Source organism: Pseudomonas sp. KB_15 (genome assembly GCF_052114525.1).
Taxonomy (GTDB): Bacteria; Pseudomonadota; Gammaproteobacteria; order Pseudomonadales; family Pseudomonadaceae; genus Aquipseudomonas.
On record NZ_JBFREX010000002.1, the window covers coordinates 194,262 to 210,706 of the forward strand.

Below are 16,445 nucleotides of genomic sequence, written 5' to 3' on the forward strand. Positions count from 1 at the left end.
CTATTTGACCTCGACCACAGTGCCTTGCAACCGCTGCAAGGCTTCGTTCACGGCCTGCGGCATGAGCTGGCGCAAACAGTTGTAATGGCCGAAACGGCAGGTGCGGTCGAAGCATGGGCTGCATTCGATGCCCAGGCGTACGATTTCGACATGCTCGGCCAACGGTGGCGTGAAACCCGGCGACGTCGACCCGTAGACCGCGACCAGCGGGCGGTTCAGCGCGGCAGCGACGTGCATCAGGCCGGAGTCGTTGGACACCACCGAATCTGCACAGGACATCAAGTCGATGGCTTCGGCCAGCGAGGTGCCGCCACTGAGGTTCACTGACTCTTCACGCAGACCGGGAATCAGCCGCGCGCGGATGTCTTCGCCCACGGCATGGTCGTTTTTCGAACCGAACAGCCAGACTTGCCAGCCTTCGCGGATCTTCGTTTCGGCAACCTTGGCGTAATGCTCGGACGGCCAGCGCTTGGACTCGCCGAACTCGGCGCCGGGGCACAGGGCCAACACCGGACGGTCGAGGACCAGACCGAATTTGGCCAGCGCAGCTTCGCGGGTAACCGGGTCGATCTGCAGCGTCGGGCGCGGATAGGGTTTTGGCAATTCAACGCCCGGCTCGTAAGCCAGGGCCATGAAGCGTTCGATCATCAGCGGGTAACGATCTTTGTCCAGCGTGCGCACGTCATTGAGCAGGCCATAGCGGAACTCGCCGCGCCAGCCGGTGCGTTTCGGGATGCCGGCAAAGAACGGCACCAGCGCCGACTTCAGGGAGTTGGGCAACAGGATCGCCTGGTCGTACTGGCCGACCAGGGATTTACCGATGCGCCGACGCGTCGCCAGATCCAGAACGCCGTGACCGAGCGGAAAGCTCAAGGCCTGGCGAACTTCGGGCATGCGCTCAAGAATCGGCCGGCTCCACTCGGGGGCCAGCACGTCGATTTCGCATTGCGGGTGGCGTTGCTTAAGACACTGGAAAAGTGTCTGCGCCATCACCATGTCACCGACCCAACTGGGCCCAACGATCAGAATTTTCATGTGGTTTCCATAAACGAACCGGGGAGGCCTACGCCTCCCCGCCTCGAAAATCACTGTGGAAGCGCTCTGCTCGCGATGGGGTCATCACCTTCAACATTGCTGTCGACTGTCACTCCGCTATCGCGAGCAGGCTCGCTCCCACATTGGGTATTGGTGTACCTCGATCTGCCTGACACTGCAGATCTACTGTGGGAGCGAGCTTGCTCGCGATGAGGGCGTCACATCCGAACATCAATGGTGACTGTGCCTCCGCTATCGCGAGCAAGCTCGCTCCCACAGGGGTATCGGGCGTATCAAAAATCCCGTGTCAGTTTAGCCCCAGCTCACGCCAGATCCGCATGACCTGCTGCCGTTCGTCCGTGAACTGGTCGCCCGGAATCACCCCGGGGTCCTTCTGCAAGGCCTGCCGGTGGGCGGCGGAACGGTACGCTTTATACGCTTCACGCAACAGGCTGGCATCTTCGACAGGCATCAGCCCTTCATGCTCCAGCTCTTCCAGAATGCGGATGTTATCCGTCCAGCGCAGCAATGGCGGGTGTGTTTCGGACCACGCCAGGGCCGCGTATTGCACCATAAATTCAATATCGACGATACCTCCGGCGTCCTGCTTGATATCGAACGGCGCCGTGGCTTCAAAGGCATTTGCCCCGGTACCGGCCGCGGTGCTCTTGCTGCCGAGGTTATCGCGCATCTTGGCGCGCATCTCGCTGACCTCCTGGCGCAGGGTCGGTAGATCACGCGTTTTGCCCAATATCGAGGCACGGACTTTCTCGAATGCCTGGCCGACATCCTGACTGCCCACCAACACTCGCGCCCGCACCAGCGCCTGATGCTCCCAAGTCCAGGCCTCGTTCTCCTGATAACGGGCAAACGCCCCCAGGGAACTCACCAGCAACCCCGACGCACCGGACGGCCGCAGACGCATGTCCACTTCGTACAACTGACCGGAGTTGGTCTGCGCCGTCAGCAAGTGAATGATCCGTTGCCCCAGCCGGGTGAAAAATTGCGCGCCATCGATGGGTTTCGGCCCATCGGTTTCAGCCTGCGGATCGCCGTCGTGGATGAACACCAGGTCCAGGTCCGAACCATGCCCGAGTTCCAGGCCGCCGACTTTCCCATAACCGACAATGATGAAGCCGGGATCGCACAAGGTGCCATCGGTGCGCAGCGGCGTGCCGTACTTGGCCACGGTCTGGCGCCAGGCCAGTGCCAGCACTTGTTCCAGGATCGCTTCGGCGAGCCAGGTCAGGTAATCGCTGACTTTCATCAGCGGCAGGCTGCCGGCGATTTCCGAAGCGGCCACCCGCAAGCGGTGCGCCAGCTTGAAGTGGCGCAGGGCTTCCATTTGCTGTTCGAGGTCGTCCTCGGGAATCCGCGTCAGGCGCTCGCGCAACTCGGCTGCCAGTTCTGGCGCCAGTGGCGGCTTGAACAGTCGGCCTTCGTTGAGCAATTCGTCGAGCAGCAGCGGGAAACGGGTGATTTGCTCGGCGATCCACGGGCTCGCCGCGCACAGCGTCAGCAAACGCCGCAACGCACCGGGGTTCTCGGTCAGCAGTACCAGGTATGCGGAACGACGGGCCACGGCCTCAACCAGCGGCAACACCCGTTCCAGCACCAGATCCGGATTGGCATGTTCCACGGCCTGCGCCAGCAAACGCGGAATAAACGCATCGAGTCGTTCACGTCCCAGACGCTGCATCGCCCGCAATTGCGGACTGCTGCGCAAGCCAGCCAAGGCTTTCAAGGCCTTGGGCGCATCCTTGAAACCACCCTCTTCCAGTTGGCGGCAAGCGGCCTCATCGTCCTGAGCCTCCTCCCATAGCGGCAACCACTCGCCGCCGACCACCACTTCGCTTTCGGCGCCCTGCTCTTCGTCGGGATCGGCGATCACCTGCCCGAAGTGCCAGGCCACGCGGCCGCGCCAATACATCAATTGTTCGTGGAAGGCCGTCCAGTTGGCGAAACCCAGCATAAAGGCAATACGCGCCTGATCCTGCTCGCCATCGGGCAACATTTGCGTCTGGCGGTCGGCAATCGCCTGAATCGCGTGTTCGGTGTAACGCAGGAATTCGTAGCCTTCACGCAGCTCGCTGATCACGGCTGGCGGCAGGTAACCCTGACCTTCCAATGTGCCCAGCACCTTTAATAGTGGGCGCTGTTGCAAGCTCAAATCGCGGCCGCCGTGGATCAGCTGGAACGCCTGGGCAATGAACTCGACCTCGCGAATTCCGCCGGAACCGAGCTTGATGTTGTCGGCCATGCCCTTGCGCCGCACTTCCTGCTGAATCAGCTGCTTCATGGTGCGCAGCGCTTCGATGGCCGAAAAGTCCAGATAACGCCGATAAACGAACGGTCGCAGCATGTCCTGCAGTTGCGCGCCGGCCACCTGGTCGCCGGCCACCACCCGCGACTTGATCATCGCGTAGCGTTCCCAGTCGCGACCCTGATCCTGGTAATACTGCTCCAGCGCATTGAAGCTCAGCACCAGCGCACCCGCCGAACCGTAGGGACGCAAGCGCATGTCGACGCGAAACACAAAGCCGTCGACGGTCATCGGGTCCAGGGCCTTGATCAGCCGCTGGCCCAGACGAATGAAGAACTCCTGGTTATCCAATGGACGCTTTGCGCCGACGGTTTCGCCGCCCTCGGGGTAGGCGAAAATCAGGTCGATGTCCGAGGACAGGTTCAGCTCCACCGCGCCGAGCTTGCCCATGCCGAGGATGACCATCTGCTGCGGCTCGCCGCTGCGCCGCCCGGTTGGCACGCCGAACTGCTGGCAATGCCTCGTGTACAACCACTGGTAAGCCTGATCGATGCTGGCATCGGCCATGTCCGAGAGGTCGCGGCAGGTTTGGACCAGGTCAGCCTGGCGGGTCAGGTCGCGCCAGATGATCCGCACCTGGTGGCGCGCACGCTGACGGCGCAAGGCGCGGCCAAGCTGATCGTCGGTCTCGGCCGCGCTCACGGCGGCGGCAATCTGCCCGCACAACTCACCGGGAGCGAAGCGGCGGTCCAGTTCGCCGGACCGAACCAGCTCCAGCAACATCAAAGGGTCACGAACACACTGTTCAATCACGAAATCGCTGGCGGCGGTGACGCGGGCAAATTGCGCCCAGCGCTCAGGTGTCCAGGCAGACAACCCGTGATCGTCACCCAAAGCGGCGACGGCAGCCCGGAATGATTGCTCGGCGCGGGTGACAAACGGCTGAAGAATGGCAGGCAGTTCGGCAAGCGAAGGGAGGCTCATGGTCTATCCTTGATCGGCGTACAACGGACTGCATGTAGTGGTTTTCGAAAACCCACTACCTGAGGAACTGTCGAACAAAAGTTAGAAATAGCTGAAATTTCTTTAATTTTGGCAGCCAGCATCAAGCTTTTACCTTTTGTAGTTGGAAAAAGACCAACCTTAACGATTATTCTCACAACGCAGCCGGGGGCCACAAGCCGCTCATCTGTAGTTTTACTACTCGTATATACATTAGCCGGGCTGAAATGCCGGAAGATTTGTAGTAAAACTACACGCCGCCGGAACAACCTGTCGGCAATCCAAGAATTCATAACGTCTGCCCACAAGGCCAGTCGCTAACTCAGGCAACCGATTCTGGTAGCCTTTCCGCCCTGGAGCAAGCCATGCAAGACCTCGATCCCGTCGAAACCCAGGAATGGCTGGACGCCCTGGAATCGGTTCTCGACAAAGAAGGCGAAGACCGTGCTCACTATCTGATGACCCGTATGGGTGAACTCGCGACCCGCAGCGGTTCGCAATTGCCTTACGCCATCACCACGCCTTACCGCAACACGATCCCCGTTACCCACGAAGCACGCATGCCTGGCGACCTGTTCATGGAACGCCGCATTCGCTCGCTGGTACGCTGGAACGCGATGGCCATGGTAATGCGTACCAACCTGAAAGATTCTGACCTCGGCGGTCACATCTCCAGCTTCGCTTCCAGTGCGACCCTGTATGACATCGGCTTCAACTACTTCTTCCAGGCCCCGAGCGACGAACACGGCGGCGACCTGATCTACTTCCAGGGCCACACCTCGCCAGGCGTTTACGCCCGTGCATTCATGGAAGGCCGCATCACCGAAGACCAGATGAACAACTTCCGCCAGGAAGTCGACGGTCAGGGCCTGTCGTCCTACCCGCACCCTTGGCTGATGCCTGACTTCTGGCAGTTCCCGACCGTATCCATGGGTCTGGGTCCGATCCAGGCGATCTACCAGGCTCGCTTCATGAAGTACCTGGAACACCGTGGCTTTATCCAGCCAGGCAAGCAGAAAGTCTGGTGCTTCCTGGGCGACGGCGAGTGCGACGAGCCGGAATCCCTGGGCGCGATCTCCCTGGCCGGCCGCGAGAAGCTGGACAACCTGATCTTCGTCATCAACTGCAACCTGCAGCGCCTCGACGGCCCGGTTCGCGGCAACGGCAAGATCATCCAGGAACTCGAAGGCGTGTTCCGCGGTGCTCAGTGGAACGTGACCAAAGTCATCTGGGGTCGTTTCTGGGACCCACTGCTGGCCAAGGACGTCGACGGCATCCTGCAACGCCGCATGGACGAAGTCATCGACGGCGAGTACCAGAACTACAAGGCCAAAGACGGCGCGTTCGTGCGTGAACACTTCTTCAACACGCCAGAACTCAAGGCGATGGTTGCCGATCTGTCCGACGACGAGATCTGGAAGCTCAACCGTGGCGGCCACGACCCGTACAAGGTCTACGCGGCGTACCACGAAGCGGTCAACCACAAAGAACAACCGACCGTCATCCTGGCCAAGACCATCAAGGGTTATGGCACCGGTGCAGGCGAAGCGAAAAACACTGCGCACAACACCAAGAAAGTCGATGTCGACAGCCTGAAGTTGTTCCGCGACCGCTTCGACATCCCGGTCAAGGACGACGAGCTGGAAAACCTGCCATTCTTCAAACCGGAAGAAGGCAGCGCCGAAGCCCGTTACCTGAGCGAGCGCCGTACCGCACTGGGCGGCTTCGTACCTCAGCGTCGCGCCAAGAGCTTCAACATCCCGACTCCGCCACTGGACACCCTCAAGGCGATCCTGGACGGCTCGGGCGACCGCGAAATCTCCACCACCATGGCCTTCGTGCGGATCCTCGCGCAACTGGTCAAGGACAAGGAAATCGGCCCGCGCATCGTGCCGATCATCCCGGACGAAGCCCGTACCTTCGGTATGGAAGGCATGTTCCGCCAGCTGGGCATCTACTCCTCCGTCGGCCAGCTCTACGAGCCAGTCGATAAAGACCAGGTGATGTTCTACAAGGAAGACCAGAAGGGCCAGATCCTCGAAGAAGGCATCAACGAAGCGGGCGCCATGAGCTCCTTCATCGCTGCCGGTACTTCGTACTCCAGCCACAACCAGCCGATGCTGCCGTTCTACATCTTCTACTCGATGTTCGGCTTCCAGCGTATCGGCGACCTGGCCTGGGCCGCTGGCGACAGCCGCACCCGTGGTTTCCTGATCGGCGGCACCGCCGGCCGTACCACCCTGAACGGTGAAGGCCTGCAACACGAAGACGGTCACAGCCACCTGCTGGCCGCGACCATCCCGAACTGCCGCACCTACGATCCAACCTACGGCTACGAGCTGGCGGTGATCATTCAGGACGGCATGAAGAAGATGACCGAAGAGCAACAGGACGTCTTCTACTACATCACCGTGATGAACGAGTCGTACCAGCAGCCAGCCATGCCGGCCGGTGCCGAAGAAGGCATCAAGAAAGGCATGTACCTGCTCGAAGAAGACACCCGCGAAGCGGCGCACCACGTTCAGCTGATGGGCTCCGGCACCATCCTGCGTGAAGTCCGTGAAGCGGCGAAGATTCTGCGTGAAGAGTTCAACGTCGGCGCCGACGTGTGGAGCGTTACCAGCTTCAACGAACTGCGTCGCGACGGCCTGGCCGTTGAGCGCACCAACCGTCTGCACCCGGGCCAGAAGCCTAAGCTGAGCTACGTCGAAGAGTGCCTGAACGGCCGTAAAGGTCCGGTCATCGCCTCGACCGACTACATGAAACTGTTCGCCGAGCAGATCCGTCAGTGGGTACCGTCCAAGGAATTCAAAGTCCTGGGCACCGACGGTTTCGGCCGCAGCGACAGCCGCAAGAAACTGCGTCATTTCTTCGAAGTCGACCGTCATTTCGTGGTGTTGGCAGCCCTGGAAGCACTGGCTGACCGTGGTGACATCGAACCTAAAGTGGTGGCCGAGGCCATCGCCAAGTTCGGTATCAACCCGGAAAAACGCAACCCACTGGACTGCTGAGGAGAGATTCTGTGAGCGAACTCATTCGCGTACCTGACATCGGCAGCGGTGAAGGTGAAGTAATTGAACTGTTTGTAAAGGTCGGCGACCGTATCGAAGCCGACCAGAGCATCCTGACACTGGAATCGGACAAGGCGAGCATGGAAGTGCCTGCGCCGAAGGCCGGTATCATCAAGAGCCTGAAAGTGAAGCTGGGCGATCGCCTGAAAGAAGGCGACGAACTGCTGGAGCTGGAAGTCGAAGGTGCCGCTGCGCCGGCTGCCAAGGCTGAAGCCAAACCGGCTGCTGCTCCTGCCGCCGCTCCTGCTGCTGCGCCGGCTGCCGCCAGCGTTCAGCAAGTGCACGTGCCGGACATCGGTTCGTCAGGCAAGGCCCAGATCATCGAAATCCAGGTCAAGGTCGGCGACACCGTCGCGGCTGATCAATCGCTGATCACCCTGGAGTCCGACAAGGCCAGCATGGAAATCCCTTCGCCTGCCGCTGGCGTGGTCAAGGCCATCAGCGTCAAGCTCAACGACGAAGTCGGCACCGGCGACCTGATCCTGGATCTGGAAGTGGCGGGTGCTGCGGCACCGGCTGCTGCTCCGGCCCAGGCTGCCGCTCCGGCACCTGCTGCTGCACCTGCACCTGCGGCAGCCCAGGCTGCTCCAGTGGCCGACAGCGTTCAGGATATCCACGTTCCGGACATCGGTTCGGCGGGCAAGGCCAAGATCATCGAAGTCCTGGTCAAGGCCGGCGACACCGTTGTGGCCGACCAGTCGCTGATCACCCTGGAGTCCGACAAGGCGAGCATGGAAATTCCATCGCCAGCCGCTGGCGTGGTGGAAAGCGTTTCCATCAAGCTCGATGACGAAGTCGGTACCGGCGACCTGATCCTGAAACTGAAAGTCAAAGGCGCCGCTCCGGCTGCACCTGTTGCTGCGACCGCACCTGCCGCTGCTGCTCCGAGCGCACCTGCTGCCCCTGCCGCCGCTGCACCTGCTGCAACGCCGGCCGCTGCTCCAGCCAAGCCTGGTGCAAAAGTTCACGCCGGCCCTGCCGTGCGTCAACTGGCCCGCGAATTCGGCGTCGAGCTGAGCGCCGTTGGCGCCAGCGGTCCGCACGGTCGCATCCTGAAAGAAGACGTGCAGGTTTACGTCAAGGCCATGATGCAGAAGGCCAAGGAAGCACCTGCCGCTGCTGCTGGCGCAACCGGTGGCGCGGGCATCCCGCCGATTCCGGTCGTGGACTTCAGCCGCTTCGGTGAAATCGAAGAAGTGCCGATGACCCGCCTGATGCAGGTCGGCGCCGCCAACCTGCACCGCAGCTGGCTGAACGTGCCACACGTCACGCAATTCGACTCGGCGGATATCACCGAACTCGAAGCGTTCCGTGTTGCCCAGAAAGCCGTTGCAGAGAAGGCCGGCGTCAAGCTGACCGTCCTGCCGTTGCTGCTCAAGTCCTGCGCGCACCTGCTCAAGGAACTGCCGGACTTCAACAGCTCGCTGGCGCCAAGCGGCAAAGCGATCATCCGCAAGAAATACGTGAACATCGGCTTCGCCGTCGACACCCCGGATGGCCTGCTGGTACCGGTCATCAAGAACGTCGACCAGAAGAGCCTGCTGCAACTGGCCGCCGAGGCTGCTTCCCTGGCTGAAAAAGCCCGGACCAAGAAGCTCTCGTCGGACGAGATGCAAGGCGCCTGCTTCACCATTTCCAGCCTCGGGCACATTGGCGGCACCGGCTTCACGCCGATCGTCAACGCGCCGGAAGTGGCGATCCTCGGTGTTTCCAAGGCAACCATCCAGCCAGTCTGGGACGGCAAAGCCTTCCAGCCGAAGCTGATGCTGCCGCTGTCGCTGTCCTACGATCACCGTGTGATCAACGGCGCCGCCGCTGCACGCTTCACCAAGCGTCTGAGCGACCTGCTGGGCGACATCCGCACCATGCTCCTGTAACACCGACAAGCCCTCCTTCACTGGAGGGCCTGTCGCGTTCCACGTTTCCGAGCGCCACGCTCGTACCTCAACCCCGCCAATTTGGCGGGGCTTTTTTTTTACCTGAAGTTCTTATTTAAAACGCCTTCCTACAATTGTGGCTGATATAGCCCACAACTCGAATCCATTTCTGCCAGTTATTTATTCGGGCCAAATAACTAGTCTTGGCTGAATGCCCCCTATTACAGCCAAAACAACCAACTGCCTGATTAACTGGCAGCGAATGGACTCAAACATGCTCAAACCAACTGTCGGCCCGATTATTGGCCACACCACAACTAATCACGCGCGTATCTTTGTGCGCGGCGTAGCGCAAAAAGATGCCCCCGTATTTGCCGGAATTCGTTATCGGCAGCCAGGGCATGAACAATGGCTTAAAAGTATCTTTATAAGGCTGACAAGCCTGCAAGACATGTCCGATGTCATTGTTCTCAATAACCTGGCGGCCGATACCGAATACGAATACCAGGCCGGCTGGTTCAGCACCACGAGTACCGGGCACACCGAGGAGTCGCTGCAAGAACTGCCGCTGCAATGGCCGCAAGAACTCTATCGCTTGCGCACCCGGTCCGGCACTGTCGGCACGCCGCGAGCCTATATTGTCGGCTCATGTCGTTACTTGCGGATGACCGCCGGTATCCCGTCGGCGCCACAACTGGGCGACCGGATATTTGCCTCGATGGCACAATTGGCACAGCAAGCCAACCCGCCGGTCAGCGCGATGTTGATGACTGGCGACCAGATCTATGTCGACGATTTGAACTTTTTCGCGCCTGACCGCGAATATCAGCAAATACTCGCAAAATACCGTGCGGCGTTCTCCCAGCCACATATTTCCAGGTTAATGGCCAACGTATCGACTTACATGATCCTCGACGATCACGAAATTGAAGATAACTGGCCAAAGAAGAAAAGATCAGGCGATGATGTTCTGTATAAAAACGCCATCACTGCTTATGAGTTATATCAGGCCAGCCACAGCCCGGTATTTGACGATGGCCGGATCGGCCGCCATCCGAAGCACTATTGGTATCAATTCATCGATGGCGATATCGAATGGTTCGTCACCGATAGTCGCACCCGGCGCAATCTGTCCGCCGATGATCGACGCATCCTTGATGTTGAACAGGAACATGCCTTGTGCCAATGGCTGACCCACAGCCCCGCCCGGGTCAGGATGGTAGTCACCAGCGTGATGTTCTTTCCTGACGCCAAACGCGACGGGGATGACGCCTGGGGCGGTTTTCCCGGGCAACGGCTGCGTTTGCTGGAGACCATTCGTACGCACCGCATCAGGAATGTCATCTTCATTTCCGGTGATGTTCACGGTTCGCTGACCAGTCGGTTAACCCACAGTGAAGACCAGGACTTCGAAGTGCACACCATCGTGTCGTCGCCATTGTGCAACACCAGACTGCTGCCCTATGCCACTCAATCCAGCTTTATCCTCGACCGGCCGCTGGCCCGGAACGCCGCAGGCGAATATCGGCAAGAATTGACCGGCAAAGTCATCAGTCAGGATAACTTCGCGCATCTGGTCATCGATGCAAAACGCATTCAGGTGAATTACCACGATCGGGATGGCAAGTTGCTGCAATCGACAGGCATTGATTTGCGGTAATGGCAAAAAATCGCAGCCTTCGGGACGACCCCAAAGGCTGCAATCTGATCAATAGCAATACTTTTTGCCGGGCACTGCAGAAATCTTCACGCCTGCCGACATATTCTTATAGCACTTGGCCTTCATCTCTCTTGTCAGTCGGTGTCGCAATGATGCAACCTTGCCGCAGGCAACAGTAAAGAGGGCGAGAGCCCAGCGCGTTCAGCATATTCGAAGCGAGTTCCCCTCCATGAAAAGCCAACCCGATGCCGCCAGCCGTATGGTGGCCGAGGTAGTGACGCAGTTGCCTGTGCCCTCGCGGCTCGGCATGCTGCGTTTCGAACGGCTTAATGAACCCAGCTGGGCGCTGCTGTTTCTTGATCCCAATTGCGAACGCCAGTTCGGCCTGCCCGCCGTTGAGCTGTGTGCGCTGGTTGGCTCGCCCTACGCCAGCCTGATGGAGCCGCAAGCACGCTATCAACTGCACGACGCGATCCAGCAACAGCTGACTGAAAGCACGCATTACCTGATCCGCTACACCCTGCACACCGCCTCGGGCTCCCTGAATCTGCTGGAACTGGGCGAAGCCTACAAACAACACAATCGACATCTGTTACGCGGCTACCTGTTGGTCATTGACGGCCTGTTCGAGGATGACCCGCTGCAACCAGCCCTGGATCTGGAAACCCAGAACTCACGCCTGCAAATCGCCCTGGAACTCAATCAGCGAGCCCAGCAGGAGCAACTGCTGCATCTGGACCGGGTGCGTGCCCAGCAGGACCTCATCCTGCTGCTCACCCGTCAACGCTACAGCAGCAACAATTCCTTGCGCGAAGCCGCCGAGCTGATCACCCGCAGCGCCTGTAACATTTACGAAATCGACTGCGCCAGTCTGTGGCACCTCGAAGGCTCGATGCTAGTGCCGATCTCGGCCTATCACCGCACGAATCAGGAATACCTGCTGCCGCAGCCGATCGACGTCAGTGTTTTCCCCGATTACCTCGACGCCTTGCACACCGGCCGCGCCATCGACGCCCATAACGCCATGCGCGACCCACGCACCCGGGAGATGGCCGAAAGCCTGCGCCCGCGCGACGTCAACGCGATGCTAGACGCCAGTATCCGCGTCGATGGCCAGGTGGTCGGCGTGCTGTGCCTGGAGCAAACCGGGGCGACCCGCGCCTGGCAGTCGGATGAAATCGCCTTCGCCGGCGAACTGGCGGACCAGTTTGCCCAGGTCATCAGCAACCACAACCGGCGTACCGCCACCAGCGCCCTGCACCTGTTCCAGCGTGCGGTCGAACAAAGTGCCAACGCCTTTCTGCTGGTCAACTGCGACGGCGTGGTGGAATACGTCAACCCGAGTTTCACCGCGATCACCCAGTACTCCACCGAAGAAGTGCACGGTCAGCGCCTGTCGGAACTGCCGGCCCTGGAGAACCTCAGCGAACTGCTGTTCGACGCGCCTTCGGCGCTGGTCAAGAGCAACAGTTGGCAGGGCGAATTCAAGAGCCGCCGGAAAAACCTCGAACCCTACTGGGGCCAATTGTCGATCTCCAAGGTTTACGGCGACAACCGCGAGCTGACTCACTACATCGGCATTTACGAAGACATCACCCAGACCAAGCTCGCTCAGCAGCGTATCGAGCGTCTGGCCTACACCGACAACCTGACCAACCTCGGCAACCGCCCGGCCTTCATCCGCAACCTCGATGAACGCTTCGCCCGGGACAGCGACGCGCCGATCAGCCTGTTGCTGGTGGACATCGACAACTTCAAGCGGATCAACGACAGCCTCGGCCACCAGACCGGCGACAAACTGCTGATCAGCCTGGCCCGGCGCCTGCGCAACAGCTTGATCCCGAGCGGCAGCCTGGCGCGATTCGCCAGTAACGAATTCGCCGTGTTGCTGGACAACAGCGATCTCACGGTGGGCCAGCAAGTGGCCAACCAGTTGCTGGCGACCCTCGACAAACCGATGTTCGTCGACAACCAGTTGATCAGCGTCACCGGCTCTGTGGGCCTGGCCTGTGCCCCGCTGCACGGGCGCGACCCGCAAACCCTGATGCGTAACGCCGGACTGGCACTGCACAAGGCCAAGGCCAACGGCAAACATCAGGTGCAGGTGTTCACCGAAGCACTGAACGCCGAGGCCAGCTACAAGCTGTTCGTCGAAAACAACCTGCGCCGCGCCCTGACCCAGAACGAACTCGACGTGTTCTACCAGCCCAAACTGTGCCTGCGCAGCGGGCGCCTGCTGGGTATGGAAGCACTGCTGCGCTGGGATCATCCAGAAAAGGGCATGATCCGCCCGGATCAGTTCATCAGCGTCGCCGAAGAAACCGGCTTGATCATTCCGATCGGCAAATGGATCGCCCGCCAGGCATGCCGCATGAGCAAAGCGCTGACCGCCTACGGCCTGGGCAACCTGCAAGTGGCGATCAACCTGTCGCCCAAGCAGTTCTCCGATCCGGACCTGGTGGCCTCCATTGCCAACATCCTCAAGGAAGAAGCCCTGCCGGCTCATTTGCTGGAGCTGGAGCTGACCGAAGGCCTGCTGCTGGAAGCCACCGAAGACACCCACTTGCAACTCGACCAGCTCAAGCGCCTGGGCCTGACCCTGGCCATGGACGACTTCGGCACCGGTTACTCGTCGCTCAGTTACTTGAAAAAATTCCCCATCGACATCATCAAGATCGATCGAAGCTTCATCCACGAAATCCCGGACAACCAGGACGACATGGAAATCACCTCCGCGGTGATCGCCATGGCCCACAACCTGAAACTCAAGGTCGTGGCTGAAGGCATCGAAACTGCCCAGCAGTTGTCGTTCCTGCGCCGTCACCGCTGCGACGTCGGCCAGGGCTACCTGTTCGACCGTCCGATCCCGGGCAATGAGCTGATCGAAAAGCTCAAACGCTACCCGCGTGGCCCAATCGCCTGACAGACACAAAACCTGTGGATGACACAAAACCTGTGGGAGCGGCGGTGCGACGATTCGACTTGCTCGCGAAAGCGGTAGATCAGGCAAATTTGATGTCGACTTTCCCAACGCCTTCGCGAGCAAGCCCGCTCCCACCTTGATAGTGCTTAACCGGCAGTATTTGGGCACACTGGCAGCCTGTTTATTTACAACTCAACCTGACTGAGAGGACTGATCATGGTTCTGCGCTCGGAAATTCTGGTGAACAAAAACGTGCTCCCTACTAAAGAACAAGCTCTGCCTGGCCGCGAAACCGCGATGACCCTGCCTGAAAAGCACTTTGTGTTTAAAGACACCCCCTTGCTCGGCCCGTTCTTCGAAGATGTCGACTTCGCGATCTTCGGCCTCGGCTGCTTCTGGGGCGCGGAACGCCGCTTCTGGCAGCGTGAAGGCGTGGTCAGCACTGTTGTGGGTTACGCCGGCGGCTTCACGCCGAACCCTACCTACGAAGAAGTCTGCTCGGGCCTGACCGGCCACGCCGAAGTGGTGCTGGTGGTGTATGACAAGGCCAAAGTCAGCTACCAGGAGCTGCTGGCGATGTTCTGGGAACTGCACAACCCGACTCAGGGCATGCGTCAGGGCAACGACATCGGCACCCAGTACCGCTCGGTGATCTACGCCACCTCGCCAGAACAACTGGAAGCCGCACTCAAGAGCAAAGAAGCGTACCAGGCTGAACTGTCCAAGGCCGGCCTCGGTGAAATCAGCACCGAAATCGACCAGGCCCCAACCGTCTATTTTGCCGAGACGTATCACCAGCAATACCTGGCCAAGAATCCGGAAGGCTACTGCGGGATTGGCGGGACTGGCGTGACCTGCCCGATCTGATCGACAGGATCGAATGTAGGAGCTGGCACGCCAGCGAAGGCTTTCAGGCTCCCACGGGTTCTGTGATCGACACAAGACCCTGTGGGAGCGGCGGTGCGACGATTCGACTTGCCCGCGAAGGCGTCAGATCAGACGCCAATGAAATAACTGATCAACTCTCGGCAATCAACCAATCCATCCGCCACCCACCCTGGGTCTGCCCCAGCTTCTCGGACAACCACGGCAACAACTCACGCAACTCTTCCTCCAGCCCCCACGGCGGATTGGCAATCGCCAACCCGGAGCCGTTCAGGCTGTTCGGCGTATCCAGCGGATGCACCAGCAACTCCACCCGCAGCAACTTCGGCGCCCCGGTACCGGCCAGGTCCTGGTAAAAACGACGCAGCGCACGCTGATCCTTCACCGGATACCAGATCGCCGCCACGGTCTGGCGCATCCGGCCAATCGCTTCTTTGAGCGACGCGGCACAACGCTGCATCTCGTCGAGTTTTTCGAATGGCGGATCGATCAACATCACCGCACGCTTCTCCGGCACCGGCAGCAAGGCCCGCGACACGTGCCAGCCTTCACCCAGGTGCACCTTGACCCGGCGATCACCGGCCATGTTGTCCTTGAGCAACACGCCGTCTTCCGGGTGCTTCTCGTTGAGCAACACGCGATCCTGCGGACGGGTCAAACGTCGCGCCAGCTCCGGCGACCCCGGGTAATAGCGCAACTGGCCATCCGGGTTCATCTCGTGCAGCACTTGCATGTAATCCGCGGTCAGGATCGGCAGATCCGGCTGATCCCACAAACGCGCAATGCCTTCCAGGTACTCACCGGTACGGCTGGCCTGGTCACCCTGAAGATCATACAAACCGATGCCGGCGTGGGTGTCGAGATAGGCAAACGGCTGCTCCTTGCGCGACATCAGGGCGATGAGGCGGGTCAAGGTCAGGTGTTTGAACACATCGGCGTGATTGCCGGCATGGAAGGCGTGACGATAATTCATGGCTGCTCCTGCGAAGGCCGGGAAGTTTACCTTTTACCGGCCGGCAAGTCAGGGGTTCGCGGCTGAGTGGGCGCAACCGCCACCTCCTGTGGCGAGGGAGCTTGCTCCCGCTGGGCTGCGAAGCGGCCCCAAAACCTGAACCCCGGCCTGGCCTGACACACCGCACTCCCCCGGTGACGACTGCTGCGCAGCCGAGCGGGAGCAAGCTCCCTCGCCACAAAAGCCCTCTGCCGCTACGCAGATGGCCGCGCCCGCAACCGCCGCCCAACCACATCCAGCACATCACAGCCATCGCGCAACGGAATGGCGCAGAGCAAGGCGAAATCACTGAGGATGAACGACTCGCACTCGATCGAACCGCGCATGGACAGGTTCTCAAGCACTTGGGTAACCGCACGGATTCTGTAGTTGGCAGCGTCGGTGAGAATGTCGAGTGGCGCGTGGGTGTCGACGAACAGGGTGGGCATGTCGTTGCAGTTGCTGGTCAATGCCATGAAACGGTTGTCGGGATGGGGGATTGGTTTTTCGTAGGGTGGGTCGGGATGTATTGATTTCATTTTTAACGCTCCAGGGAGGAAATGGACCTGCCATTAGCCTTCCTACGGGCTAGGGTGGCAGCTATGCACGGGGTAGGAATATCGAGACCTGAGAGCAAAACTCGACCACACCGAAGCGTGCCCGCGCATAGCCGCCGCAACTGATCTTACGGCCGCATGCAAACGGCCGCAAACCAGGCAGTGACGCCAATATAGCTCT

The 16,445-nt window shown here is 60.1% G+C and carries 9 protein-coding genes; 5 read left to right on the plus strand and 4 right to left on the minus strand.

Annotated features, from left to right (window positions below; translation table 11 throughout):
- On the minus strand, positions 1-1,035 hold the full coding sequence (waaF, locus tag AB4Z35_RS03325) for a lipopolysaccharide heptosyltransferase II (protein WP_442096023.1): 1,035 nt from the start codon (positions 1,033-1,035) through the stop codon (positions 1-3).
- Positions 1,036-1,342: 307 nt separating this feature from the next.
- Positions 1,343-4,282, minus strand: a complete 2,940-nt coding sequence (glnE, locus tag AB4Z35_RS03330; protein ID WP_442096024.1) for a bifunctional [glutamate--ammonia ligase]-adenylyl-L-tyrosine phosphorylase/[glutamate--ammonia-ligase] adenylyltransferase — start codon at positions 4,280-4,282, stop codon at positions 1,343-1,345.
- Positions 4,283-4,665: 383 nt separating this feature from the next.
- Here glnE and aceE point away from each other — a divergent pair, with 383 nt between their 5' ends.
- From aceE to msrA, 5 genes are all read left to right on the plus strand, one after another.
- The gene (gene aceE / locus AB4Z35_RS03335) at positions 4,666-7,311 is read left to right on the plus strand and encodes a pyruvate dehydrogenase (acetyl-transferring), homodimeric type (protein ID WP_007902527.1); all 2,646 of its coding nucleotides are present in this window, start codon (positions 4,666-4,668) and stop codon (positions 7,309-7,311) included.
- An 11-nt stretch (positions 7,312-7,322) separates the two neighbouring features.
- On the plus strand, positions 7,323-9,248 hold the full coding sequence (aceF, locus tag AB4Z35_RS03340) for a dihydrolipoyllysine-residue acetyltransferase (protein WP_442096025.1): 1,926 nt from the start codon (positions 7,323-7,325) through the stop codon (positions 9,246-9,248).
- Between the two features lie 274 nt (positions 9,249-9,522).
- A complete protein-coding gene (locus AB4Z35_RS03345) occupies positions 9,523-10,908 on the plus strand; it encodes an alkaline phosphatase D family protein (RefSeq protein WP_442096026.1) in 1,386 nt (461 codons plus the stop codon).
- Between the two features lie 229 nt (positions 10,909-11,137).
- A complete protein-coding gene (locus AB4Z35_RS03350) occupies positions 11,138-13,831 on the plus strand; it encodes a putative bifunctional diguanylate cyclase/phosphodiesterase (protein ID WP_442096027.1) in 2,694 nt (897 codons plus the stop codon).
- A gap of 216 nt (positions 13,832-14,047) precedes the next feature.
- Entirely contained in the window at positions 14,048-14,698 is a 651-nt protein-coding gene (gene msrA / locus AB4Z35_RS03355; RefSeq protein ID WP_015093179.1) for a peptide-methionine (S)-S-oxide reductase MsrA, read from the plus strand.
- A gap of 151 nt (positions 14,699-14,849) precedes the next feature.
- Here the strand turns inward: msrA and AB4Z35_RS03360 are convergent, their stop codons facing one another.
- The gene (locus AB4Z35_RS03360; RefSeq protein WP_015093178.1) at positions 14,850-15,689 is read right to left on the minus strand and encodes a 23S rRNA (adenine(2030)-N(6))-methyltransferase RlmJ; all 840 of its coding nucleotides are present in this window, start codon (positions 15,687-15,689) and stop codon (positions 14,850-14,852) included.
- Between the two features lie 233 nt (positions 15,690-15,922).
- The gene (locus AB4Z35_RS03365) at positions 15,923-16,246 is read right to left on the minus strand and encodes a hypothetical protein (protein WP_442096028.1); all 324 of its coding nucleotides are present in this window, start codon (positions 16,244-16,246) and stop codon (positions 15,923-15,925) included.
- Positions 16,247-16,445 lie beyond the last annotated feature (199 nt).

Coding starts and splice junctions, on each gene's coding strand:
- waaF (WP_442096023.1), bottom strand. CDS start 1,035: ATGAAAATTCTGATCGTTGGGCCCAGTTGGGTCGGTGACATGGTGATG.
- glnE (WP_442096024.1), bottom strand. CDS start 4,282: ATGAGCCTCCCTTCGCTTGCCGAACTGCCTGCCATTCTTCAGCCGTTT.
- aceE (WP_007902527.1), top strand. CDS start 4,666: ATGCAAGACCTCGATCCCGTCGAAACCCAGGAATGGCTGGACGCCCTG.
- AB4Z35_RS03345 (WP_442096026.1), top strand. CDS start 9,523: ATGCTCAAACCAACTGTCGGCCCGATTATTGGCCACACCACAACTAAT.
- AB4Z35_RS03350 (WP_442096027.1), top strand. CDS start 11,138: ATGAAAAGCCAACCCGATGCCGCCAGCCGTATGGTGGCCGAGGTAGTG.
- msrA (WP_015093179.1), top strand. CDS start 14,048: ATGGTTCTGCGCTCGGAAATTCTGGTGAACAAAAACGTGCTCCCTACT.
- AB4Z35_RS03360 (WP_015093178.1), bottom strand. CDS start 15,689: ATGAATTATCGTCACGCCTTCCATGCCGGCAATCACGCCGATGTGTTC.
- AB4Z35_RS03365 (WP_442096028.1), bottom strand. CDS start 16,246: ATGAAATCAATACATCCCGACCCACCCTACGAAAAACCAATCCCCCAT.